Genomic DNA, 19,623 nt, shown 5'->3' on the forward strand with positions numbered 1-19,623 from the left:
TTTAAAATGAAGGAATCGACCACAATCGTCGCCATGAAGCCAAAGTTCGCGGTTAAGGCGGGATTACAGCAGTTTTTGGCATTTGGCAGTTTGATTTTGCTAATTATCTTTTTCTCCCTTGCGTCAAGCAACTTTTTCCACTTCTCCAATCTGGTCGGGATTTTGCTCTCGACCGCAGTAATCGGAGTGTTGGCGCTAGGTTCAACGTTCGTTATCGTCACAGGGGGCATCGACCTCTCGGTAGGCACGGTGATGACGCTTAGCTCGGTCATGACAGGTGTATTCATTACGATGTGGGGACTGCCGGTAGGAGTTGGGATTATCGGCGGGCTGCTCACAGGAGCAGTATGCGGATTAATATCGGGTCTAGCCATTGCGCGGCTCGGCATACCTCCTTTCATTGCGACGCTGGCCATGATGATGATCGCCAAGGGCTTGGCGCTGGTCATCTCGGGCACAAAGCCGGTTTATTTTACAGATACGCCAGTATTTATGGAAATTTCGCAGGGCTCGCTCCTAGGAGACTTGATTCCCGGCTTTGAAATTCCGAACGCGGTGCTTATCTTTTTTCTCGCCGCGGTTGTCGGAAGCATCCTGCTTGCCCGTACGATTGTCGGCCGCTATAACTTCGCGATCGGCAGCAACGAAGAAGCTACACGTCTTTCCGGCGTCAACGTCCGCAACTGGAAGGTCGCGATATACACGATTACCGGCCTGTTCACAGGGATTGCCGGCATTCTGATGGCATCGCGCCTCAACTCGGCCCAGCCTTCGCTTGGCATGGGCTACGAGCTGGAAGCGATTGCGGCCGTCGTAATCGGCGGCACTTCGCTTAGCGGAGGCAAGGGCACGATCGTCGGCACTGTCATCGGCGCGCTTATTATGAGCGTACTGACCAATGGCCTGCGTATCTTGTCGGTGCCGCAGGAATGGCAGACGGTTGTTGTAGGCTTCGTCATTTTGCTCGCCGTTTATGCGGATATACTGCGCCGGCGCAAAGCTTAATGCACGGCAAGGCTGCTGCGAAATTGCAAGACAACGGCATTCATTTTTTACAACTCGAAAAAAAGGGGCAGTGAACATGAAAAAGGGATTATTCGTAATGATGGCATCGTTGGCGCTTATCGTCAGCGCATGTGGATCTAACAGCGGCAGTAACAACGGAGGCAACAAGAACGTTCCGGCGGCGACAACGGAAGCGGCAAACGCAGGCGGGGACGTCTCTGCGGAAAAAATGTACGTACCTATTGTCTCCAAAGGCTTCCAGCACCAATTCTGGCAAGCGGTTAAGATCGGCGCAGAGAAAGCGGCTGCTGAATTTAACGTGGAAATTACGTTTGAAGGCCCGGAAACGGAATCGCAAGTGGATAAGCAGCTCGAAATGCTGCAAGTAGCGCTTGATAAGAAACCTAGCGCAATCGGCTTCGCCGCTCTGGACAGCCAAGCGTCGATTCCTTTGCTGCAAAGAGCCAAAGACGAAGGCATTCCGGTTATCGCATTCGACTCCGGCGTAGACAGCGACATCCCGTCGAGCCTTGTAACGACGGACAACGTTGCCGCAGCTGGCATGGCTGCCGACAAAATGGCTGAGCTGATCGGCGGAGAAGGCGAAGTTGCCGTAATCGTTCACGACCAAACGAGCCGCACAGGTATCGACCGTCGGGATGGATTCGTTAATCGTATAAAAGAGCAATACCCTAACATCAAAATCGTTGACATTCAATACGGCGGCGGCGACCACCTGAAATCGACTGACCTTGCAAAAGCGATTATGCAGGCATATCCGAACCTTAAAGGCTTCTTCGGAGCTAACGAGGGTTCCGCAATCGGTATCCTTAATGCAGTAACAGAAACAAAAGCCGTAGGCAAAATTACGGTAATCGGCTATGACTCTGGCAAAGCGCAAATCGACGCGGTAAAAAGCGGTTTGATGGCGGGCGCGATTTCCCAAAACCCAGTCGGCATCGGCTACGAAACCGTCAAAGCGGCAGTGGCTGCGGCTAAAGGCGAAACGGTTGAACCGAAAATCGACAGCGGGTTCGTATGGTACGACAAAAGCAATATCGACAGCGAAGAAGTTAAAGCCGTTATTTACGAGTAATAAGCGGCAAGGCGCTGCAAACAGAGCGAGCGGGGGAGAGCCCCCGCTCGCTTTGTTTTTATATGAGGATGATGCGTTTTTTCTAGTTCGTCAGCTCTAGCTTAAACAGCTTGAAATCAAACATTCATTGGTGCTATAATGCTATGTCGCTGCTTCGGCAAGGACTATGTATCATCTAATTCACTGGAGGCTTCTATGACATCGCAGAGTATTCAAACGCAGCAGGTAAAGATTGTGAACGCAGATCCGAGCGCAATCGGCTTATTCGGATTGGCTATGGTGACGCTTGTGGCTTCATCGCAAAAGCTGGGCATTACGGAGGGCTACAGCTTGATTATTCCTTGGGCTATTTTCTTGGGCGCTTTCGCCCAATTGTTCGCTTGCATTCAAGATTCGAAACGCAACAATACTTTCGGTACGACAGCTTTCGGAGCGTATGCCTTTTTCTGGCTGGCGGTTGCCTGCAGCTGGATGGTCAAGCTTGGCGTATTTGGCCCGATCTTGCAGGGGGATGCGGACGGCAAGCAGCTGGGTTTTGCCTTTCTGGGTTATTTGATTTTCACCCTCTTCATGACGCTTGGCGCTATGGAAACGAATAAAGTATTGTTTATTATATTCGTGCTGATTGACTTCCTATTTCTAGGATTAACTTTAGACGCATTTGGCGTCGCACCGGACATATTTCATGCGATGGCGGCTTATGCCGAGCTCGGAATCGCAATCGTATCCTTTTACGGTAGCGGCGCTTCCGTACTCAATGCTCATTTCGGACGGGCTTTTTTGCCGGTAGGCGCGCCATTCGGCATTTTCAAAAAATAAACGGATATACAGGATCAGAGCTTAACTTGGCCGGGTATGAAAAAGGGTTTCCCAAAAAGGGAAACCAGAGACAGACAATCCTATCATATGCACAAAAGCACCTTCAACACCACTATAAAAAGTGGAGCGGAAGGTGCATTTTTACTTTGTAGGGCTTAATAAGCGTAAAGTAAAAGTTTCAAAGCAGCATCACGCTAACCATATGAATGGTAAGGGGGCAAACCCGCGGTTATCCCGGATGTTCTTGGGATAGCCTATCCATTTCAGGCCTGTTCCTTTACGCCAAAGAAAATAACGGCAGCATCCGCTTTTTTGAACCTAGCTTCAATAATAGCTCTGCTCTGCGCGTCGAAGGACACCTGCACATTCGGGGGGAATGAGACATTTTTGTCCACGGGCCGGGTCGTTACGTAGCGGTATGCAACCGGCCGCGGCTGAACCCAAGGTTTGCCGAAAGCATTGGCGAACAGCGTGACGACACCGCGTCCGGACTCCTTATTCAGCTTCTCGTATATTTCCGGATTTTGGCCAACGCTGCCAAACTGCTTTATGGAGCTCTCGGTTAAATCGTCTCGAATTTGCTTATATTGGCTTAGTAAACCCGACAAATGATTCATTCCTATTTCGGAGATGGCGGGAAGGTCTCCCCATATGCCGTTATGCCCGAGCATAAGAGAGGCTGCAGAAATATTCTGATTCTCAATGGGATCATCAGGCAAGTAATGGACAAGGAATAACACGGATGGAATCCATTTATCATAGCCAAGCGGCGTTCTGCATACCGAAGAGCGCGCCGCGCCGGGATGAAAGAACACATTGGAGTTGTAGAACTCGCCGTCGCTTTCCGCGCGCGGTACATCGAAGTTCGGATAATAAGGCCCGTTATTAATTAGAAAATATTTGCCTGCCTCAAGGAACCCAAGGCCGAAGCAGCGATAGCCTTCGGTTACGTCGAAATCTACGATCGCATCGGGAACCGCAGCCGTCACTTTCCGTACGATGTCTGCCATGCGCAGGCTGAGCTGGAAGTCGAAATTAGAGGCGCATTCCGCGGCGCTATTCTCGGCTGTGCCATGCTGATGAAAAGGGTCTTCACAGCCATACTGGCCGATGCCGTCCCATTTGAAGTAGCGAACGCCAACGGTACGGGCAAGCTCAATCAAGGCATCCGCGAAGTCATCGGCGTAGGAGCTGACGAGGCAAAGCCGGACGCTTTCCTCGGTTTCCCAGATCGGATGGGGCTTGGACTTTTCGCCTTCCCATGAGCATATGTTTACTTGGTTTCTTGCCAGCATCCGGCTCGTAATCGCAGCCGCTCCCGGATCGAACCAGAGTCCGAGCATCATGCCATACTCATCCAGCTTCGCCTTGACCTGAGCGAGCCCATCCGGGAACCTTTCAAGGTTCACTTTCCAATCCCCCGTTTTCTCGAACCAACCCGTGTCAATGACATATACCTCAATGCCTAGCCGATGCGCTGCTTCGATTTCTTCCAGGATGCGTGCCAGATTCATCGAATCCAAATATTTTTTGCGGTTCCAGTGACGGTTGCGTTCCTGATAGTTCCATGTATTGTAAAAGAGATAAGGCTTGCGGGATTGCGCATTTTCGCTGAAATGCTTGAGTACGAAGGTCCGGTAGGCCTCGGCCATCGCATCCCGGTTGCCTTGAACGGCGGCAACCTGCAGCCAGAGAGTGCGATAGCCTGTCTGAAGATCATGGCCGCTGCAATAATTCCCTTTAACGGCTCCCATCGTAATGCCTCGATTCTCCTGAAGCCGGAAGCTCAAATACAGGTCAGGTGCTTGTGATCCATGCTCGTATGCCAGCAGCAGCGTGCGGCCGGCTGATTCCGAGGTTAGAAGCGGACCCATAACCTGCTGGTTATTATCGAATTGTTCCCTTCCGATCAGACGCTCGGCCAAGCAATAAGTATGCGCCATCTCATTATAGTCGGACAGCAAAATTTCGGTAACCTCAGCCTCCTCCTCTACCGTAAATGAGGCATAGGAGATATTGTCATTCCCGAAGGCTTTGGTCAGCTTTTTGGGAGCCGTGCTGTACAGCTCATATGCGAAGCGGACAACGGGATTATGCTCGGGAATTCGGAAATAGATCCGAAGCGTCAGATCAGGATCCTGCGCTGCGGTTCCTTCCCAGATATATTCCGTGGAGCCATTGGCTAGCAGACGAGGATCGGCTGCCTCGCGCATGTTGCTCAAAGCAAGCGTAACGGCTTTGCCGTCTACCTCGAATATGGGAGCAGCGATGCTTATGGCGGATTCATCCTTGCTTGGTTGGTATAACCAGAAATCGGTAGCACCGCCTTCCAATGTCAAGGTGATCAAACTGTTTGCAAACGTTCTTTTCATGAAGTTTCCCCCTCGTGCTATCGTTTTAAATTATGCTATCATGGAGCTATATTCCTTACAATCTCAATAAATTAAGGGAAGGATAGTCATATATTATGAATGAGCAGGTTTTCTCCTTTCGCGACAAAGCACAGGCAGGTCCACTGATGATGCTTGATTATTTAGGATTTTCGCGAGTGGATTCCGTAGCTTATCGGTGGGACGGGCTTCAACGTACCGAATCGGCAGCGATGTTTCAATATACGATATCGGGCAATGGCAGGCTAAGAATAGGCGAAAGCTATTACCAAATTCAAGAAGGCATGGGCTTCTGGCTTACTTTTCCTAGTGATCACTGCTATTCGTTCGAGTATAATGGCGGTCAGCCCTGGGAGTTTCTGTGGGTGCAGGCCGTCGGCAAAGATGCGTTCATGCATTGGGAGCGGCTGATTGGGAGGTTTGGGCATGTGGCGGAAATAACTGAGCATGCTGCACCGATTGCCAAGCTTTTTCGCATGTATGCTGATCTGGAAGCAGGCGTACTGCTCGATCCTTTTGAGGCCTCCGTTCGGCTGTATGATTGGGTCGTTTCCTTGTTGGCGTGGCAAATGAAACCAAAATCGAATAACGTGCCGCGTCATGAGGGAGTCGAAGCTGCAAAACGGATGATTGCAAGCCGTTATGAGACTCCGCTTACATTGGAGGAAATGGCTGCGGAGGCAGGAATGGCCCGAACGTATTTCTGTTCCTTGTTTACCCGCATGGAGGGGATGTCGCCGGGGGCCTACCTTCAGCATCGACGGATAGAGGAAGCGTCGCATATGCTGCGCGGGACAAGTTTAGCCATTCAGGAGATTGCCGCGGCATGCGGATTCATTAATTCCACGTATTTCGGAAAAGTATTTCGCAAACATTTGGGCATTACCCCGAGCATGTACAGAGAGACGTGCTTGCAAGAAATTCCTGATATTATCTATATTGGCGCTGCCGAGAGCGAGTAAAGGCTAACCGGTATGGTTATTCATGCATACGGTCTTGTAGGAAGAATCTGGTGGTTCATCCAGCTTTTTTATTTTGGGAAAAATGCTGGGACGTGTAGCGGACAATTCCATTGGAATACTTCCACATAACGTTATATCTGTTCACTATATCGACTATAAAAGGAATAACAGAAGGAATATACTAGGAGCGAGATAATATGAAAGCGATTACAAATAGGAATCTAGCAAAACAATTCAAACCGGAGGTAAACCGTAAATGGTGCAGCTAAACGAGCGGGTATGGACCGCCCCGGCCACATATCGAGAGGCTGAGTGGGACAAAGGGGAAATAAAGGCGATTTATTACGAGGGTTTGCCGTATTTCGATGAAAAAACGAATGTGTTTGCTTATATCGGTTATCCTCTCCATGCGGATGAAAGGAGCCCGTTTCCTGCTGTCGTATTGGTGCACGGTGGAGACGGCACGGCCTTCGCGGATTGGGTGGCGGAGTGGAACGGCAGAGGTTATGCCGCGATTGCCATCGATCTGGAAGGGAATAGGCCGACAAAGCCGGGAGGCGACGAAAGAGAGCCCCACGGGAATGGCCTTCCTAGGCCCGGCTTCCTGGAAGATACGGATGAGGCAATCGAGAACCAGTGGATGTACCATGCGATTTCCAATGTCATGCTGGCCCATTCGCTGCTCAGATCGGATCCATGCGTGGATGCTTCGCGAATCGGGCTCACCGGTATTTCATGGGGAGGCATCGTATCCAGCATAGTTATGGGGCTGGACAACCGATTCGCCTTTGCCGTTCCTGTCTATGGCTCCGGGTACATGCCAGGGCAGCACAGCTGCTTGAGCCTGGCGTTCCATAGCAATCCCGGCGCGTTATTCTGGGAGCCGTCGCATTGGCTTGGCAATGCCGGGATGCCCGTGTTATGGCTGAATTCGGACAGTGACCGTTTCTTTGCCGCGGAGTCAACCTCGCTTTCTTATTTGCATACCGCCCGCGCCAGCATAGCGTTAATCAATGGCTTTGCGCATGGTCATCGGGAAGGGTGGTCTCGCGAGGAAATTTACGCTTTTGCAAACAGCATTACGAATGGCGATCAACCTCTGATTTCCATTGCTCGGCAGCCGGATCCAACGGTACATGCATTGACCCTTTCGATTCCGCACGGAATCACCGTAGCCGAAGCTACGCTCTTTTACTCGCTGCATGGCGATATTTATTCTGCGGACGGCAATGAATGTTTGGCGGACTGGCTGCGAGAGCAAGCAATTATTGAAGGAGAGGAAGTTCGGTTCCGAGTTCCGGCGCAGACGAAATCATTTTATGTCGCCATGCGTGATTCCAGGGGATTAATCATATCCTCACGGATCGTGAACTTATAAAGGAGGTGATGTCCATATTTGAAAGAGCGATCGATTGTGCCGCGGAGGGTTCCGCGCGTTTGGACGTACGACCAAAGTATTTCATGATTTGAGGGAGGTTTATTTGATGAGAAGAAAAAAAAGAGCGTTTGCAATGATGATGTCCATGATCTTAATCGTAACTTGCGCAATGGTTGTTCCACCTATGAAATCTGCATATGCTTCTGAAAGCACGCCTCTAAAAATCCAAGCGGAAGATTATGACGCGCAAGGGGTTACCAATCCGTTTGCCGTTCCCGTGTCCTTATGGGGCAGCAATGAAATATTTGTTTCCGGCGGTTACACGTGGGTGGCCTACGAGGATGTGAATCTCGCAAGCGGCTACGACACCATCACTCTAGCTTACAAAACGAACTATACGGGGACTGTGGAAATCAGAAGCGGCAGCGAAACCGGAACGCTGCTTGGAACGGTTAATATCGCGGGATCCGACTGGGGAGCGGCTCAAGTAGCGACGGCAACCCTCACCGGAGCTAGCGGTGTGCAGGATATCTATCTTTGCTTTACGAACGGAGCGATCCTGGATTGGATCGAATTCGAATCGGCTCCTCCGCTGAAGATCGAAGCAGAAGATTATGACCATGACGGCATTACGCTTACAGGAGCCGTTCCCGTGTCTTCATGGAGCAGCAGCGAGATATTGGTTTCGGGCGGCCATGCTTGGATCGCCTTTGATGACGTAAATCTGGGCAGCGGCTACAATCGGTTCAAAATATCGTTCAAGTCCGTCTATACGGGCACGGTTGAAATCAGAAGCGGAAGCGAGACCGGCACGCTGCTCGGTACGGCTGAGATATCGGGCTCGAGCTGGAGCGCGGTAAAAACGGCTGGGGCTTCCTTAAGCGGAGCAAGCGGCGTTCAAGATATTTATCTTTATTTCACGAACGGAGCCATCGTAGATTGGATTCAATTCGAGAACGTGGCTGAAAGCAATGACAATCCGGTCATATTCAAAGTATCCGACGCCATCTCCAAAGGCGAAACCTTCACCATTAACGGACATGCGATGAATGCCGACGAGGTTGAGATTGCCATTGAGAAGGATACGACAGGCGCTTCCCCGTCTGCTCCGTCTTCAGGAGCGCTGCTGCCGGCTATCGTTCAAACCGATGCGGAGCATGGGATTTACGTAACGGCCCAGATGCCTTCCGACCTCGTTGCCGGGGTGTACAACCTTTGGGTCAAGAATGACCATGGCTGGAGCGCTCCGGTCAAGCTTAACGCAGCGCGTCCGTTGTTTATTTCGGAATACGAGGCGTTCAGCGGGCTTCATATCGAGCTCGTGGGACGGAATTTCGAGGGCAGCGAGTTCGGCGCCGCGACGGCAACCAAAGTTAGGCTAAAAGGAACGGGCGGCACTTACGAGCAGGATATCGTTAGCTTGAATCCGTACCATGCCGAGTTCGAAATCGGCGATGCCCTGCCACTTGGCAGCTATGACATAGAAATAACCAATGACAATGGTTTGAACTGGATGGCGCTGGATAACGGTCAAAAGCTGGAAATAGTGGCGCCCGGAGACGATCCGCTCGCGCTAGGCGTAGCTTGGGCCAAAGATTTCGACTGGTCGAACCGCATTAATGTCGTTACCGCGCATGGGGCAAACGGTTCTGATACTGCCGACGATACGATAGCGGTTCAGGCGGCAGTTGACGCTGCGGAAGACGATGGCGGCGGCGTTGTCTATTTTCCAAACGGGAATTATTATATCGATACGATTGATGTGGGTACGGGCGTCGTACTCGAAGGGCAAAGCCAGAACGGCACGAAGCTGTATTATACAGGAAGCGGAGAAAATTTCATAAACTCGAAGGACACGGATTCAGAAGGCGGTGTTGCCGAGCTGCAGGGAGTCGCGAAGCTAAGCCTGCTGCTGGCCGATGAGCAAACGAGGCCGGATATGTTCATGTCGCTCGGCCAGCAATGGGGCGATGGACAGCCTTTCTCGAACAAAGCGCTGCGAACCTCGAACCGGCTGTTCGTCAAAAACGTGACGATCGACTACACATGGGAAAATGCGGGAACGATAGGAAGAGGAATCGGCTTGTTTTTCGTCGCAAAAGAAAGAGTGCTGCTGCAAAACAACCACTTTAGCGGCTGGTGGGCCACCAATACGGTTACGGCGTTGAATGAATATTTGACGATGACGGACAACTATCATGAATATTCGGAAGGCTACGTGCACAGCTTGGCATCGTATGCCTTTTATAAGAACAACCATATTGTCATCCATAATGAATATAACCGTGATTCCCATGGCATTTTTGCCAGATCTGATGCTTATGTAGAGAATAACCGGGTCGAAGGACCGGGCGATGCAGGGAACGTGCATAACGACGGTGAAGCGATTGCTTCCGAGAATCCTGACGGAAACTTTAATTTCGGCGATGTGTTGACGGCGGATGAAGATTCGGTCACCGTTGCAGCAATATCGACGCTTGTTAATCCAGTGATAAGCTTCGGGGAGCTTACGCTGCGTATCACGAATGGACGCGGTGTCGGCCAGCAACGCAAGGTATCAAGCATTAATCCGACAACCAATACGATTACGGTAGAAAATGCTTTTGACGTAGTGCCGGATAGCAGCAGCAGATTCAGTCTGCTGAGCGGACTCAATCATTTCACCGTCTACAACAATGACGTGGAGGATTCCGCAAACGGCATCGTGCTATTCGGAAACCAGCATGATGCGGTCGTGGCGAACAACAGCCTAGTGGATTCGCGGGGCATATGGACATGGGGCGTTATTAACAGCTCGACCAATGCGCTCGTTACCGACTATTTCGTTCGAGTAACGCGCAATACGCTAACTGGCGTATCACGCAGAGGCAATACGGTTGGAATCGGCGTGGATACGGGCCGTTTCATAGCCGGAGGCCAGTTCTCCGATAGGATGTCGCTAGGCTTAGAAATTCGCGGCAATTCGATTACTGGCGACAATACGCTGGAAATGGGCACGGATCCGATCAAAATGACCTCACCGCTTAGCGGCATTTGGCTCATGGCTTACGGTCACTCGACCTTATCGGACGGTTCGGGAACGGGCGACGTAACGAATACGATTATTGAAGGCAACCGGCTCTCGAATCTGAAAGTAGGCGTTACGTTGACGAAGAGCACGTACGGAGAAGTGATCAGCAATAACGTATACGATAGCTCGGTGCTTCAATTCATGGACGATCGCGGCAGCGATAACGTTCTGGCCGTGAACAACACATTAGTAGGGTCCATTGCGGCAAGCAATAAAGCTGCGCTTTCCGGCAGCCTAACCACCGCTAAAGGACTGCTAGCAAGCAAAACGATTGGAACGGCTGCTGGAAACGTTTCGCAAACGGCGCATCACGCATTCGAGGAAGCGATCAAAAAAGCGTCAGCCGTAAGAAACGATCCGACGGTCGCTCAGACTGCCGTGGATAATCAGGTAACGGCGCTTGCTGCTGCGACTTCAGCCTTTAATGCGGCGGTCATTTAACCTTGAACTAGAAACGTGCAAGCCCGCGGTTCGGGCTTGGCGTAGACAGCCGCTGTCCAAGGCGTGAGCTGCATATTGGACTAATGGGCACAAAACTGGTATGTTTGCCTGAGAAGCTTTTGTTTCATGAATAGTATTGCCCCAATAGCTGATGCCGAATCTAATTCGGTGTCAGCTTTGTGCATTCAGAGCCAACATTCATTTGAAATACACATGACGTACACAGGTGATCGCTATACTAAGGCTTAAGGAAGCGGCCGGTAATGACCGACAACCTTCCTTTAGTCGCGGACGTCATTGGAGAATAGACTGATCTGTCGTCTGGATACGGAGGAATTACAAGGATGAATCGAAGGATATTGCTCGTCGAGGATGATATGCTGCTGCGTGAGTTAATAACGGACTACTTCGCGAAGGAGCAATGGGAGGTGCATGAGGCCGAAAACGGGAGGCTTGCGCTTGAGATTTTTGAACAGCATGCGTTTGACTTGATCGTTCTCGATATTATGATGCCGGAAATGGATGGATGGTCGGTATGCAGGCGCATCCGGAAGAAATCAGATATCCCGATCATTATGATTACGGCAAGGGCTGAGGATGATGACCAAATGATGGGGTTCGAGCTTGGCGCAGACGAATACGTGACTAAGCCGTTAAGCCCCCGGGTTCTCGTTGCCCGGGCCAACGCCTTGATGAAAAGAAAGGAAGGGACGGTTGGTCGGGAAGGGGCCGTGCTTGCCTATGGGGAATTATCGGTCAACCGCCAATCACACGCGGTAACGGTTGCGGGAAGCGTGATTAACCTCTCGCCGAAAGAATATGAATTGCTGCTCTTTCTGATGAAGCATTGCGGCAAGGTGCTGGACCGCGATTTTATTCTGAACGGGGTGTGGGGCTACGATTATATGGGCGATTTGCGCACGGTGGACACCCATATTAAGAAATTAAGAGCCAAGCTCGGGGACGAGGGACGGTTGATTAGCACCGTTATCCGCGCAGGCTATAAATTCGGGATAGAAGCATGAGAAGACGCGGCGTTGCTTTTAAGCTGTTCGTCGTAACGTCTCTTCTCATCATCGTCGTATTCAGTCTGCTGGTGATTACGGCAGGGTTGTTTTTCGAGCATTTCTATCGCTCATCCAAAATTCATGTCCTGGAACGCAATATGAAGCAATTCGCCGAGCAGCTTGAGCCGGAGGGAAGCGGAAGCAGGCAGGTTTCCAAGCTGCTCGGCGCATTCATGAACGATAACGACGCAAGCACCTCCATCTTGAGCAGCCGCTTCAGACGAATAACGATAGAGCCTTATTACTTCCAGCTTCAAGCCGGAAACAAAACCGTTACGGTCCGAATTCCAACGGATGGAACGACAACGGAGGATCTCCCTAAGGATTTGCTTATCGGGGGAAAGGTTGCAGTCGATGGCATCTTTATGGATGAGAAGGATACGGTCCTTCATCCGTTGGATATTGAGCCAGCTGGCCAAACGCCCGAAGCCGGGCTTGTGAGAGTGGAAGGCGTCATAACGGATCTCCTGCTTCCGGTGGACAGGTCGAACAATCCCTTTTACCAGGACAGCCTGATTGATGCCGCGCTCAGTGACTGGATAACGATGGACGGCAAGCTGGAGATGCATGTAAGCGAGGGATATTCCCAGCAGACGGAATGGAGCGACAAATGGAGCGGTGTCGAATATGCGGTTCTCATTCAACCGCTGCCCGGGGACGGCAATGAGGAACGGTATTTGTTCGCTATGACCTCGCTGCAGCCTGTTGGCGAAGCGGTCGGCATCCTGAAGCGGTATGTGGTCTATATGGTACCTATTATCGTGTTGCTGGCAGTCATTCTCTCGCTGGTTTATTCCAGAATCGTCTCCCGTCCATTGGTTGCGCTCAGCCGGACTGCTGAGCGGCTTGCCGAGCTGGACTTTAGCGAGGCGAAGGAAATAAGCGCAAAGGATGAATTCGGGGATTTGTCGCGCTATATGACGGCATTGTCGCGCAATCTGGATGCTACCTTGAGCGAATTGACGCAAGCGAATCGTCAAATGCAAGAGGATATAGCGGAGAAACAGCGCTTGGAGCAGCTTCGCAAAGAGCTGGTCGCGAATATTTCCCACGAGCTGAAAACCCCGCTAGCGATCGTGAAAGGTTTCGCGGAGGGGCTGCAGGATGGGGTTGCGAGCGAGAAGAGAGAACGTTATCTCTCGCTAATCGTGAAAGAAACGGATCGAATGAATGCGTTAATCATGGATATGCTGGAGCTCTCCAAATTCGAGGTCAGAGCAGTCCGGCTCCAGCTCGAACGCTTTTCCATACATGAGCTTGCCCTAAAGGCGCTGGATTCGTTCACGCAGCAGCTTCAGGCTAAGCATCTGCAATTTCGGCTGGAGAGAGCAGGAGAGGGAGCTGGGCAAGTCATGGCGGACCCAAGGCGGGTCGAGCAAGTCCTGCTTAATTTACTCAGCAACGCGATCCGTCATGCCAATGAGAACAGTGTGATCACGATTAGGATACGCCAATCTTTAGACGGAAAAGTAACGACGGCAATCGAGAACGTTGGCCCGCCAATCGCCGAGGAGGATCTTGGCCGGATTTGGGACCAATTCTACCGGGCGGAGCGTTCACGCGACCGCAAATCCGGAGGAACCGGGCTCGGCCTTGCGATCGTCAAACATATTTTGGAGCTTCACGGAAGCGAGTTTAATGCGGCCAATACGGAGGAAGGCGTCGTCTTTACTTTTACCTTATATGAAAACGGAGGAATTTCCCATGAATAAAATGAAATTAATATATGTATGTGCAAGCATGCTCGTGCTGCTCCTTGCCAGCGCTTGCGGCGTGAAATCAAATGACGGCTATGCCGATAACGCGAACGTACAGCCGGCCGATCCCGCGAAGGACACGAATGCTGTCAATGCTGGCGGCCCGGCCGAAAATGAAGATGATATCCTTATTATTGTTGACCAGACGCCTAAGCCAAGCGAAGGAAACAGCTTTGATTTCGTCGTGAAAAAGCTTCCCGAAGGCTATGCTTTAGCCGAAATGCAATGGAGCTCAGACAAGAGCAAAGTGATCAATACGGTCCAGGAAGCCATAGCGCATGGCGGGAATGGCGAGGATGGCTTTTACATTAGCGGCAATGGGCAATTCTCAGGGTTCTTCTATCCCGACTCCATGAAAGGCGAGGAAGGCAAGGTAACGTTCACATTCCGCAATGAGCAAGGCAAGGAACGAACGTGGCAGAAGTCGATTACGTTGAAATAACCGAAGTGCCTTTGTAACTTTCTTGCAAATTCCGCATGCGGTATTCATAATGGGGGGAAACCTATACAACCGCAAAATGGGGAACTTACATGAAAATGACGATTTACGATGTGGCTAGAGAGGCGGGCGTATCCATTGCTGCGGTATCGCAAGTCATTAACGGAAAAGGCAAAATCAGCGAGCAGCGCAGGCAAGAAATCATGCAGGTCATGGAGCGGCTAAATTACCAGCCGAGTGTCATTGCATCGGCATTAACGGGAAAAAAAACATTTACGCTGGGACTCCTCGTACCGGATATTTCGAATCCGTTTTTTGCCGAGATCGCGCGTGCCGTTGAGGATCAAAGCCATCATCTGGGCTATAGCCTGTTTATATGCAGTACGGACAATAAGAAGGAGCGGGCGGAACGATATTTATCGTTAATGCAGCAGAAGCGCGTGGACGGCATGATTATCGGAACGGGCATTGCCAACAAGAGCACGCTGGCAAGCCTGATGAAGGGCAAAGCGCCTGTTGTCGTCATAGCCCGCGAAGCGAAGCTTGCGGCCAAAACCGTTATTATCGATGATTACTGCGGAGGGGGCCTTGCAGCGAGCCACCTGCTGGAGCAAAACCATGTGCAGGTTGGGTTATTGTCGGAGAATGAGGAGGTTAGCAGCAGCAGGGAACGGATTAGAGGATTTGTAGCCGCATGGAATGAGGCAGGATTGAACATTGGAGCGGACATGATTCGAATTTGCGGCGATGAATTGGTTCAGGACGGCAAATCGCAAGCGGGGGAGCTACTGCGCGGGCCAAACCCGCCAACGGCACTGTTCTGCTGCAATGACCTGCTCGCGATCGGTGCGCTCAAAGCGGCGAAGGAGCTTGGCTTGCGGATACCGGAGGACGTATCGATCATTGGTTTCGATAACACGATATTGGCAGAGCTGACGGATCCTCCGCTTACGACGGTTGCCCAGCCTACGAAGCAGATGGGGCAGCTGGCAGTCGATTCGCTGATAGAAATGCTGGAAACGGGTGTAAAGAATGACGGGCGGATCGTGCTTCAGCCTGAGCTTGTCATTCGCCAATCCACGGCTATTAAACGCTAGAATATGAGGCTTGGTTCATATGAGGATCGGATTGCGGGGAAGCTCCCGCTGTCCGATCCTTTTTATAATGATAAGACTTTATATGTTTTCACGTATAAACGAGTTTATATATCTCCGCGAAACGACTGCTTATGCCATAGAGGACGGCGAAAGCCGTTTACGCTTGATGATCATCAAATAAAAAGATTGCCGGAGTCATCATTTTGGTGTATATTAAGGTCAATTAAGCGCTTAACCTTGTTAAGTTAAGCGCTATACCTGCTATTGGAGGCTGCTATATATGAATAAAATCCGGTTGACGATGGCCCAAGCATTGCTGCGTTTTCTAGATAACCAATATGTGTCCGTAGATGGAACGGAATCGAAATTCGTAAAAGGCGTTATGGGCATCTTCGGCCACGGCAACGTGACCGGGCTCGGCGAAGCGCTTGAGCGCAGCCCTGGAGAACTAAGCTTCATTCAAGGGAAAAACGAGCAAGGCATGGTTCATGCTGCAACCGCTTTCGCCAAGCAAAAAAATAGGCTTCAAATTTACGCATGCACGTCCTCGATTGGCCCAGGAGCCTTGAACATGGTAACGGCAGCTGCCACTGCGACAGTCAACCGTATCCCGGTGCTGCTGCTGCCTGGCGATAATTTCGCGTCCAGACAGCCCGATCCCGTGCTTCAGCAGCTTGAAGTCCAATCGGACTATACGATTTCCGCGGTCGATGCTTTTAAGCCCGTAAGCAAATATTGGGATCGCATCGTGCGTCCTGAGCAGCTGATGCAAGCCGCCATCCAAGCGATGCGCGTTTTGACGGACCCGGCGGAGACCGGAGCAGTCACATTGGCTTTGCCGCAGGACGTGCAGGCGGAAGCGTTCGATTATCCGGAAGCCTTTTTCGATAAAAAGGTTCATTACCTGGATCGTCGCCATCCTGCGCCGGAAGCCCTTCAGCGGGCGGCCCGTTTGATCGCGAAGAAGAAAAGGCCGCTTATCATTGCAGGCGGTGGCGTGCTGTATTCAGGCGCCATGAAGGAGCTGGCAGCATTCGCCGAAGCGTTCGGCATTCCGGTAGCGGAGACGCAGGCGGGAAAAAGCTCGCTGCCATGGAACCATCCGATGAATGCGGGAGCTGTCGGCGTTACGGGCACGCTTGCTGCCAATCGCCTTGCCGCCGAAGCGGACCTCATCATTGGCGTCGGCACGCGGTATTCCGATTTCACGACCTCGTCCAAATCGGCATTCCGCAGCGAAGAGGTTAAATTCGTCAACTTGAACGTCAGCGCCTTTGACTCGCATAAGCTGGGCGGCGTATCGCTTGCCTGCGATGCGCAAGTTGGTTTGAAAGGCCTTCGGAACGCGTTGGCTGAGCTGGACTATCATGCAAGCTACGAGTCATCCGAGGTTGCGGCGCTAAAACAGCAATGGGATACGGAGGTTGACCGGCTGTATGCTGCGGAGCACGAAGACGGGCTTGCGCAGACGAGAGCGATAGGCGTGATCAACGAGAGCTTAGACGATTCCGCCATTATCGTCTGCGCGGCAGGCAGCCTGCCGGGTGACCTTCACCGCGTATGGCGTTCGGTCCTGCCGAAAACCTACCATATGGAATACGGTTTTTCCTGCATGGGCTACGAGGTTAGCGGAGCGTTCGGCGCCGCGCTGGCAGAGCCGGATAAGGACGTCTATGCCATTCTAGGCGACGGCAGCTATTTGATGCTTCATTCGGAGCTCCTCACGAGCATCCAGGAGGGACGGAAAATTACGGTGCTGCTGCTCGACAACCACGGCTACCAATGCATACACAACCTGCAAAGAGGCCATGGCAGCGACGGCTTCGGCAATGAGTTCCGTTACCGTACGGGACAATCCGGCGGCTTAACGGGCAGCTATATGCCGGTCGATTTCTCGGCGCATGCGCGCAGCATGGGGGCTGCTGCCTATAAAGCAACGACGGCGGAAGAACTGAAAGACGCCTTATTGCAAGCCAAGAACGAGCAAGGGACGACATTAATTGAAATTTCGGTCGTACCGGGCACGAACACCGGAGGCTACGAATCATGGTGGAATGTGGGCGTGCCCGAAGTATCCGTTAGCGATAAAGTGACGCAAGCCCATAAGGAAATGAAAGATACGATCGATTCGGTCAAACTCATCTAAACGGGAGCAAAGGAGAAATCACGAATGGGCAATTATCCTTTCAAGCTAGGCATTCACCCGATCAACTGGGTAGGCGAGGATGTCAAGGAGCACGGAGAGCATACGACTTTCGAGCAGATCGTAGATGAAATTCAGCTGCTTGGGTTAACGGGGACGGAGATGGGATGCAGGTTTCCGACTGACCCGGACGTATTGAAGGAGGAGCTCTCGAAGCGCGGCATCCGCTTAACCTCGCAGTGGAAAACGGTTTTGTTCTCAGATCCGATCTACCGCGAGTCGGAGCTGGCCGCTTACCGCGAGCATGCGAAATATTTGCAAGGCATGGGCAGCACGGTGATCAGCACTTGCGAAGGTGGAGGCTCGCTGCATTTCGATGCGCGGCGGACGCCGAATGAGAAGGAAGTACTTCGCCTCGACGAAGCAGGCTGGCAGCATCTAGCCGAAGGACTAAATGCGGCCGGCGCGATCGCGCAGGAATACGGCTTGAAGCTAACCTACCATCATCACGGCGGAACGGTTGTTGAGAGCCCGGATGAAATCGACAGGCTGATGGAGCTGACTGATCCGTCGCTCGTCTATCTGCTGTTCGACACCGGCCACGCCTATTACGGCGGAGCTGACCCGCTGGATGTGCTGCGCAAGCATTATGACCGAATCGCGTATGTCCATCTGAAGGATATTCGGCAGAATGTGCTGGATCGCTCGCGCGCCGAGCAAGCGGACTTCGTAACCTGCATCCGCAACGGAGTGTTCACCGTACCTGGCGACGGTTGCATTGACTTTGAACCGATCATCGGCGAATTAGTAGCCCGCGGCTATGACGGCTGGGCGATGCTGGAAGGCGAGCAGGACCCTGCCGAGCATCCGGCATATGAATATGCGAAGCAAGCATTAAACTACTTGAAGTCGCTTAAAATCACATAAGGAGGATGAGGCATGCAGCATGTGACTTTCGAAGCCGGTAGGACGCTTGACTTTGCGGCCATTGGACGGCTGTGCATAGATTTGAACGCGAATGAAATTAACCGCCCGATGGAAGAGACGATGACCTTTACGAAATACGTTGGAGGCTCGCCCGCGAACATCGCGATTGGAATGTCGAGGCTCGGTCAGAAAACGGCTTTTATCGGCAAAATCGCCAATGATCAAATGGGCCGGTTTATTGCCGGCTACTTGCAGCGCGAAGGCATCGATACGTCAAGCGTATCGGTGGACGACACGGGCGCGGTGACGGGGCTTGCTTTTACCGAAATCAAAAGCCCGTCCGAATGCAGCATTCTTATGTACCGCGACAACGTCGCTGATTTGCTGCTGAAGCCGGAGGAGGTAAGCGAAGAGCTGATCTCGCAAGCCAAGCTGCTGCTGATCTCGGGCACGGCTTTGGCGCAAAGCCCCTCGCGGGAGGCGGTGTTCCAAGCGCTTGAATATGCGAAGAAGCATGGAACGGTTATTGCGTTTGATCTGGATTACCGCCCTTATACATGGAAATCCGCGGAGGAGACGGCCGTTTATTACAATCTGGCGGCGGAGAAATGCGATATTCTCATCGGAACGCGCGAAGAATTCGACCAGATGGAGATGTTCGAATCCAATCCCGAGCATGATGACCGGGTGACGGCTACGAAGTGGTTCAGCCATTCCGCCAAGATTGCGATAATCAAGCATGGCAAGGAAGGCTCGATCGCGTACACGAAGGATGGTTCGGAGCATCGTGCCAAGAGCTATCCAGCGAAGGTTATCAAAACCTTCGGAGCGGGAGATTCGTACGCGGCTGGATTTCTATACGGCGTGATGCAGGGCTGGACGCTGGAAAAAAGCATGGAATACGGCAGCGCGGCGGCTTGCATCGTTATATCGAGCCATAGCTGTTCGGATGCGATGCCAACAACAGACCAGGTAGAAGACTATATCAAGCGCTGCGAGCGCGGTGAAATTACAGCTTCATAAGCCGAGAGG

The 19,623-nt window shown here is 51.9% G+C and carries 14 protein-coding genes; 13 read left to right on the plus strand and 1 reads right to left on the minus strand.

Annotated elements, in window-relative coordinates:
- Positions 1–6 precede the first annotated feature (6 nt).
- From AC0YN3_RS07370 to AC0YN3_RS07380, 3 genes are all read left to right on the plus strand, one after another.
- Positions 7–1,005 (plus strand): ABC transporter permease, encoded by a 999-nt coding sequence (locus AC0YN3_RS07370; protein WP_475774471.1) that lies wholly within the window; start codon positions 7–9, stop codon positions 1,003–1,005.
- A gap of 76 nt (positions 1,006–1,081) precedes the next feature.
- The gene (locus AC0YN3_RS07375; protein ID WP_475774472.1) at positions 1,082–2,101 is read left to right on the plus strand and encodes a substrate-binding domain-containing protein; all 1,020 of its coding nucleotides are present in this window, start codon (positions 1,082–1,084) and stop codon (positions 2,099–2,101) included.
- A 195-nt stretch (positions 2,102–2,296) separates the two neighbouring features.
- Complete coding sequence (locus AC0YN3_RS07380) at positions 2,297–2,920, plus strand: acetate uptake transporter (RefSeq protein ID WP_475774473.1); 624 nt, start codon at positions 2,297–2,299, stop codon at positions 2,918–2,920.
- A gap of 263 nt (positions 2,921–3,183) precedes the next feature.
- Here the strand turns inward: AC0YN3_RS07380 and AC0YN3_RS07385 are convergent, their stop codons facing one another.
- Positions 3,184–5,292: an alpha-galactosidase gene (locus tag AC0YN3_RS07385; RefSeq protein ID WP_475774474.1), complete on the minus strand. Its 2,109-nt coding sequence runs from the start codon at positions 5,290–5,292 to the stop codon at positions 3,184–3,186.
- A 95-nt stretch (positions 5,293–5,387) separates the two neighbouring features.
- Here AC0YN3_RS07385 and AC0YN3_RS07390 point away from each other — a divergent pair, with 95 nt between their 5' ends.
- From AC0YN3_RS07390 to iolC, 10 genes are all read left to right on the plus strand, one after another.
- A complete protein-coding gene (locus tag AC0YN3_RS07390) occupies positions 5,388–6,272 on the plus strand; it encodes a helix-turn-helix domain-containing protein (protein ID WP_475774475.1) in 885 nt (294 codons plus the stop codon).
- Between the two features lie 256 nt (positions 6,273–6,528).
- Complete coding sequence (locus AC0YN3_RS07395; RefSeq protein WP_475774476.1) at positions 6,529–7,650, plus strand: dienelactone hydrolase family protein; 1,122 nt, start codon at positions 6,529–6,531, stop codon at positions 7,648–7,650.
- Positions 7,651–7,756: 106 nt separating this feature from the next.
- Positions 7,757–11,161 (plus strand): carbohydrate-binding protein, encoded by a 3,405-nt coding sequence (locus tag AC0YN3_RS07400; protein ID WP_475774477.1) that lies wholly within the window; start codon positions 7,757–7,759, stop codon positions 11,159–11,161.
- 344 nt (positions 11,162–11,505) lie between these two features.
- Entirely contained in the window at positions 11,506–12,186 is a 681-nt protein-coding gene (locus AC0YN3_RS07405; RefSeq protein WP_475774478.1) for a response regulator transcription factor, read from the plus strand.
- Positions 12,183–13,940 (plus strand): sensor histidine kinase, encoded by a 1,758-nt coding sequence (locus AC0YN3_RS07410; protein ID WP_475774479.1) that lies wholly within the window; start codon positions 12,183–12,185, stop codon positions 13,938–13,940. The genes AC0YN3_RS07405 and AC0YN3_RS07410 overlap by 4 nt, the downstream gene beginning before the upstream one ends.
- Positions 13,933–14,427, plus strand: coding sequence for a hypothetical protein (locus AC0YN3_RS07415; RefSeq protein ID WP_475774480.1), 495 nt, complete (start codon positions 13,933–13,935; stop codon positions 14,425–14,427). Before AC0YN3_RS07410 ends, AC0YN3_RS07415 begins: the two co-directional genes overlap by 8 nt.
- 89 nt (positions 14,428–14,516) lie before the next feature.
- The gene (locus tag AC0YN3_RS07420; protein WP_475774481.1) at positions 14,517–15,521 is read left to right on the plus strand and encodes a LacI family DNA-binding transcriptional regulator; all 1,005 of its coding nucleotides are present in this window, start codon (positions 14,517–14,519) and stop codon (positions 15,519–15,521) included.
- A gap of 280 nt (positions 15,522–15,801) precedes the next feature.
- Positions 15,802–17,667: a 3D-(3,5/4)-trihydroxycyclohexane-1,2-dione acylhydrolase (decyclizing) gene (iolD, locus tag AC0YN3_RS07425; protein WP_475774482.1), complete on the plus strand. Its 1,866-nt coding sequence runs from the start codon at positions 15,802–15,804 to the stop codon at positions 17,665–17,667.
- A gap of 24 nt (positions 17,668–17,691) precedes the next feature.
- Positions 17,692–18,591 (plus strand): myo-inosose-2 dehydratase, encoded by a 900-nt coding sequence (iolE, locus tag AC0YN3_RS07430; RefSeq protein WP_475774483.1) that lies wholly within the window; start codon positions 17,692–17,694, stop codon positions 18,589–18,591.
- Between the two features lie 12 nt (positions 18,592–18,603).
- Complete coding sequence (iolC, locus tag AC0YN3_RS07435) at positions 18,604–19,614, plus strand: 5-dehydro-2-deoxygluconokinase (RefSeq protein ID WP_475774484.1); 1,011 nt, start codon at positions 18,604–18,606, stop codon at positions 19,612–19,614.
- Positions 19,615–19,623 lie beyond the last annotated feature (9 nt).

The sequence above is a fragment of the Paenibacillus sp. J22R232 genome, assembly GCF_056269165.1.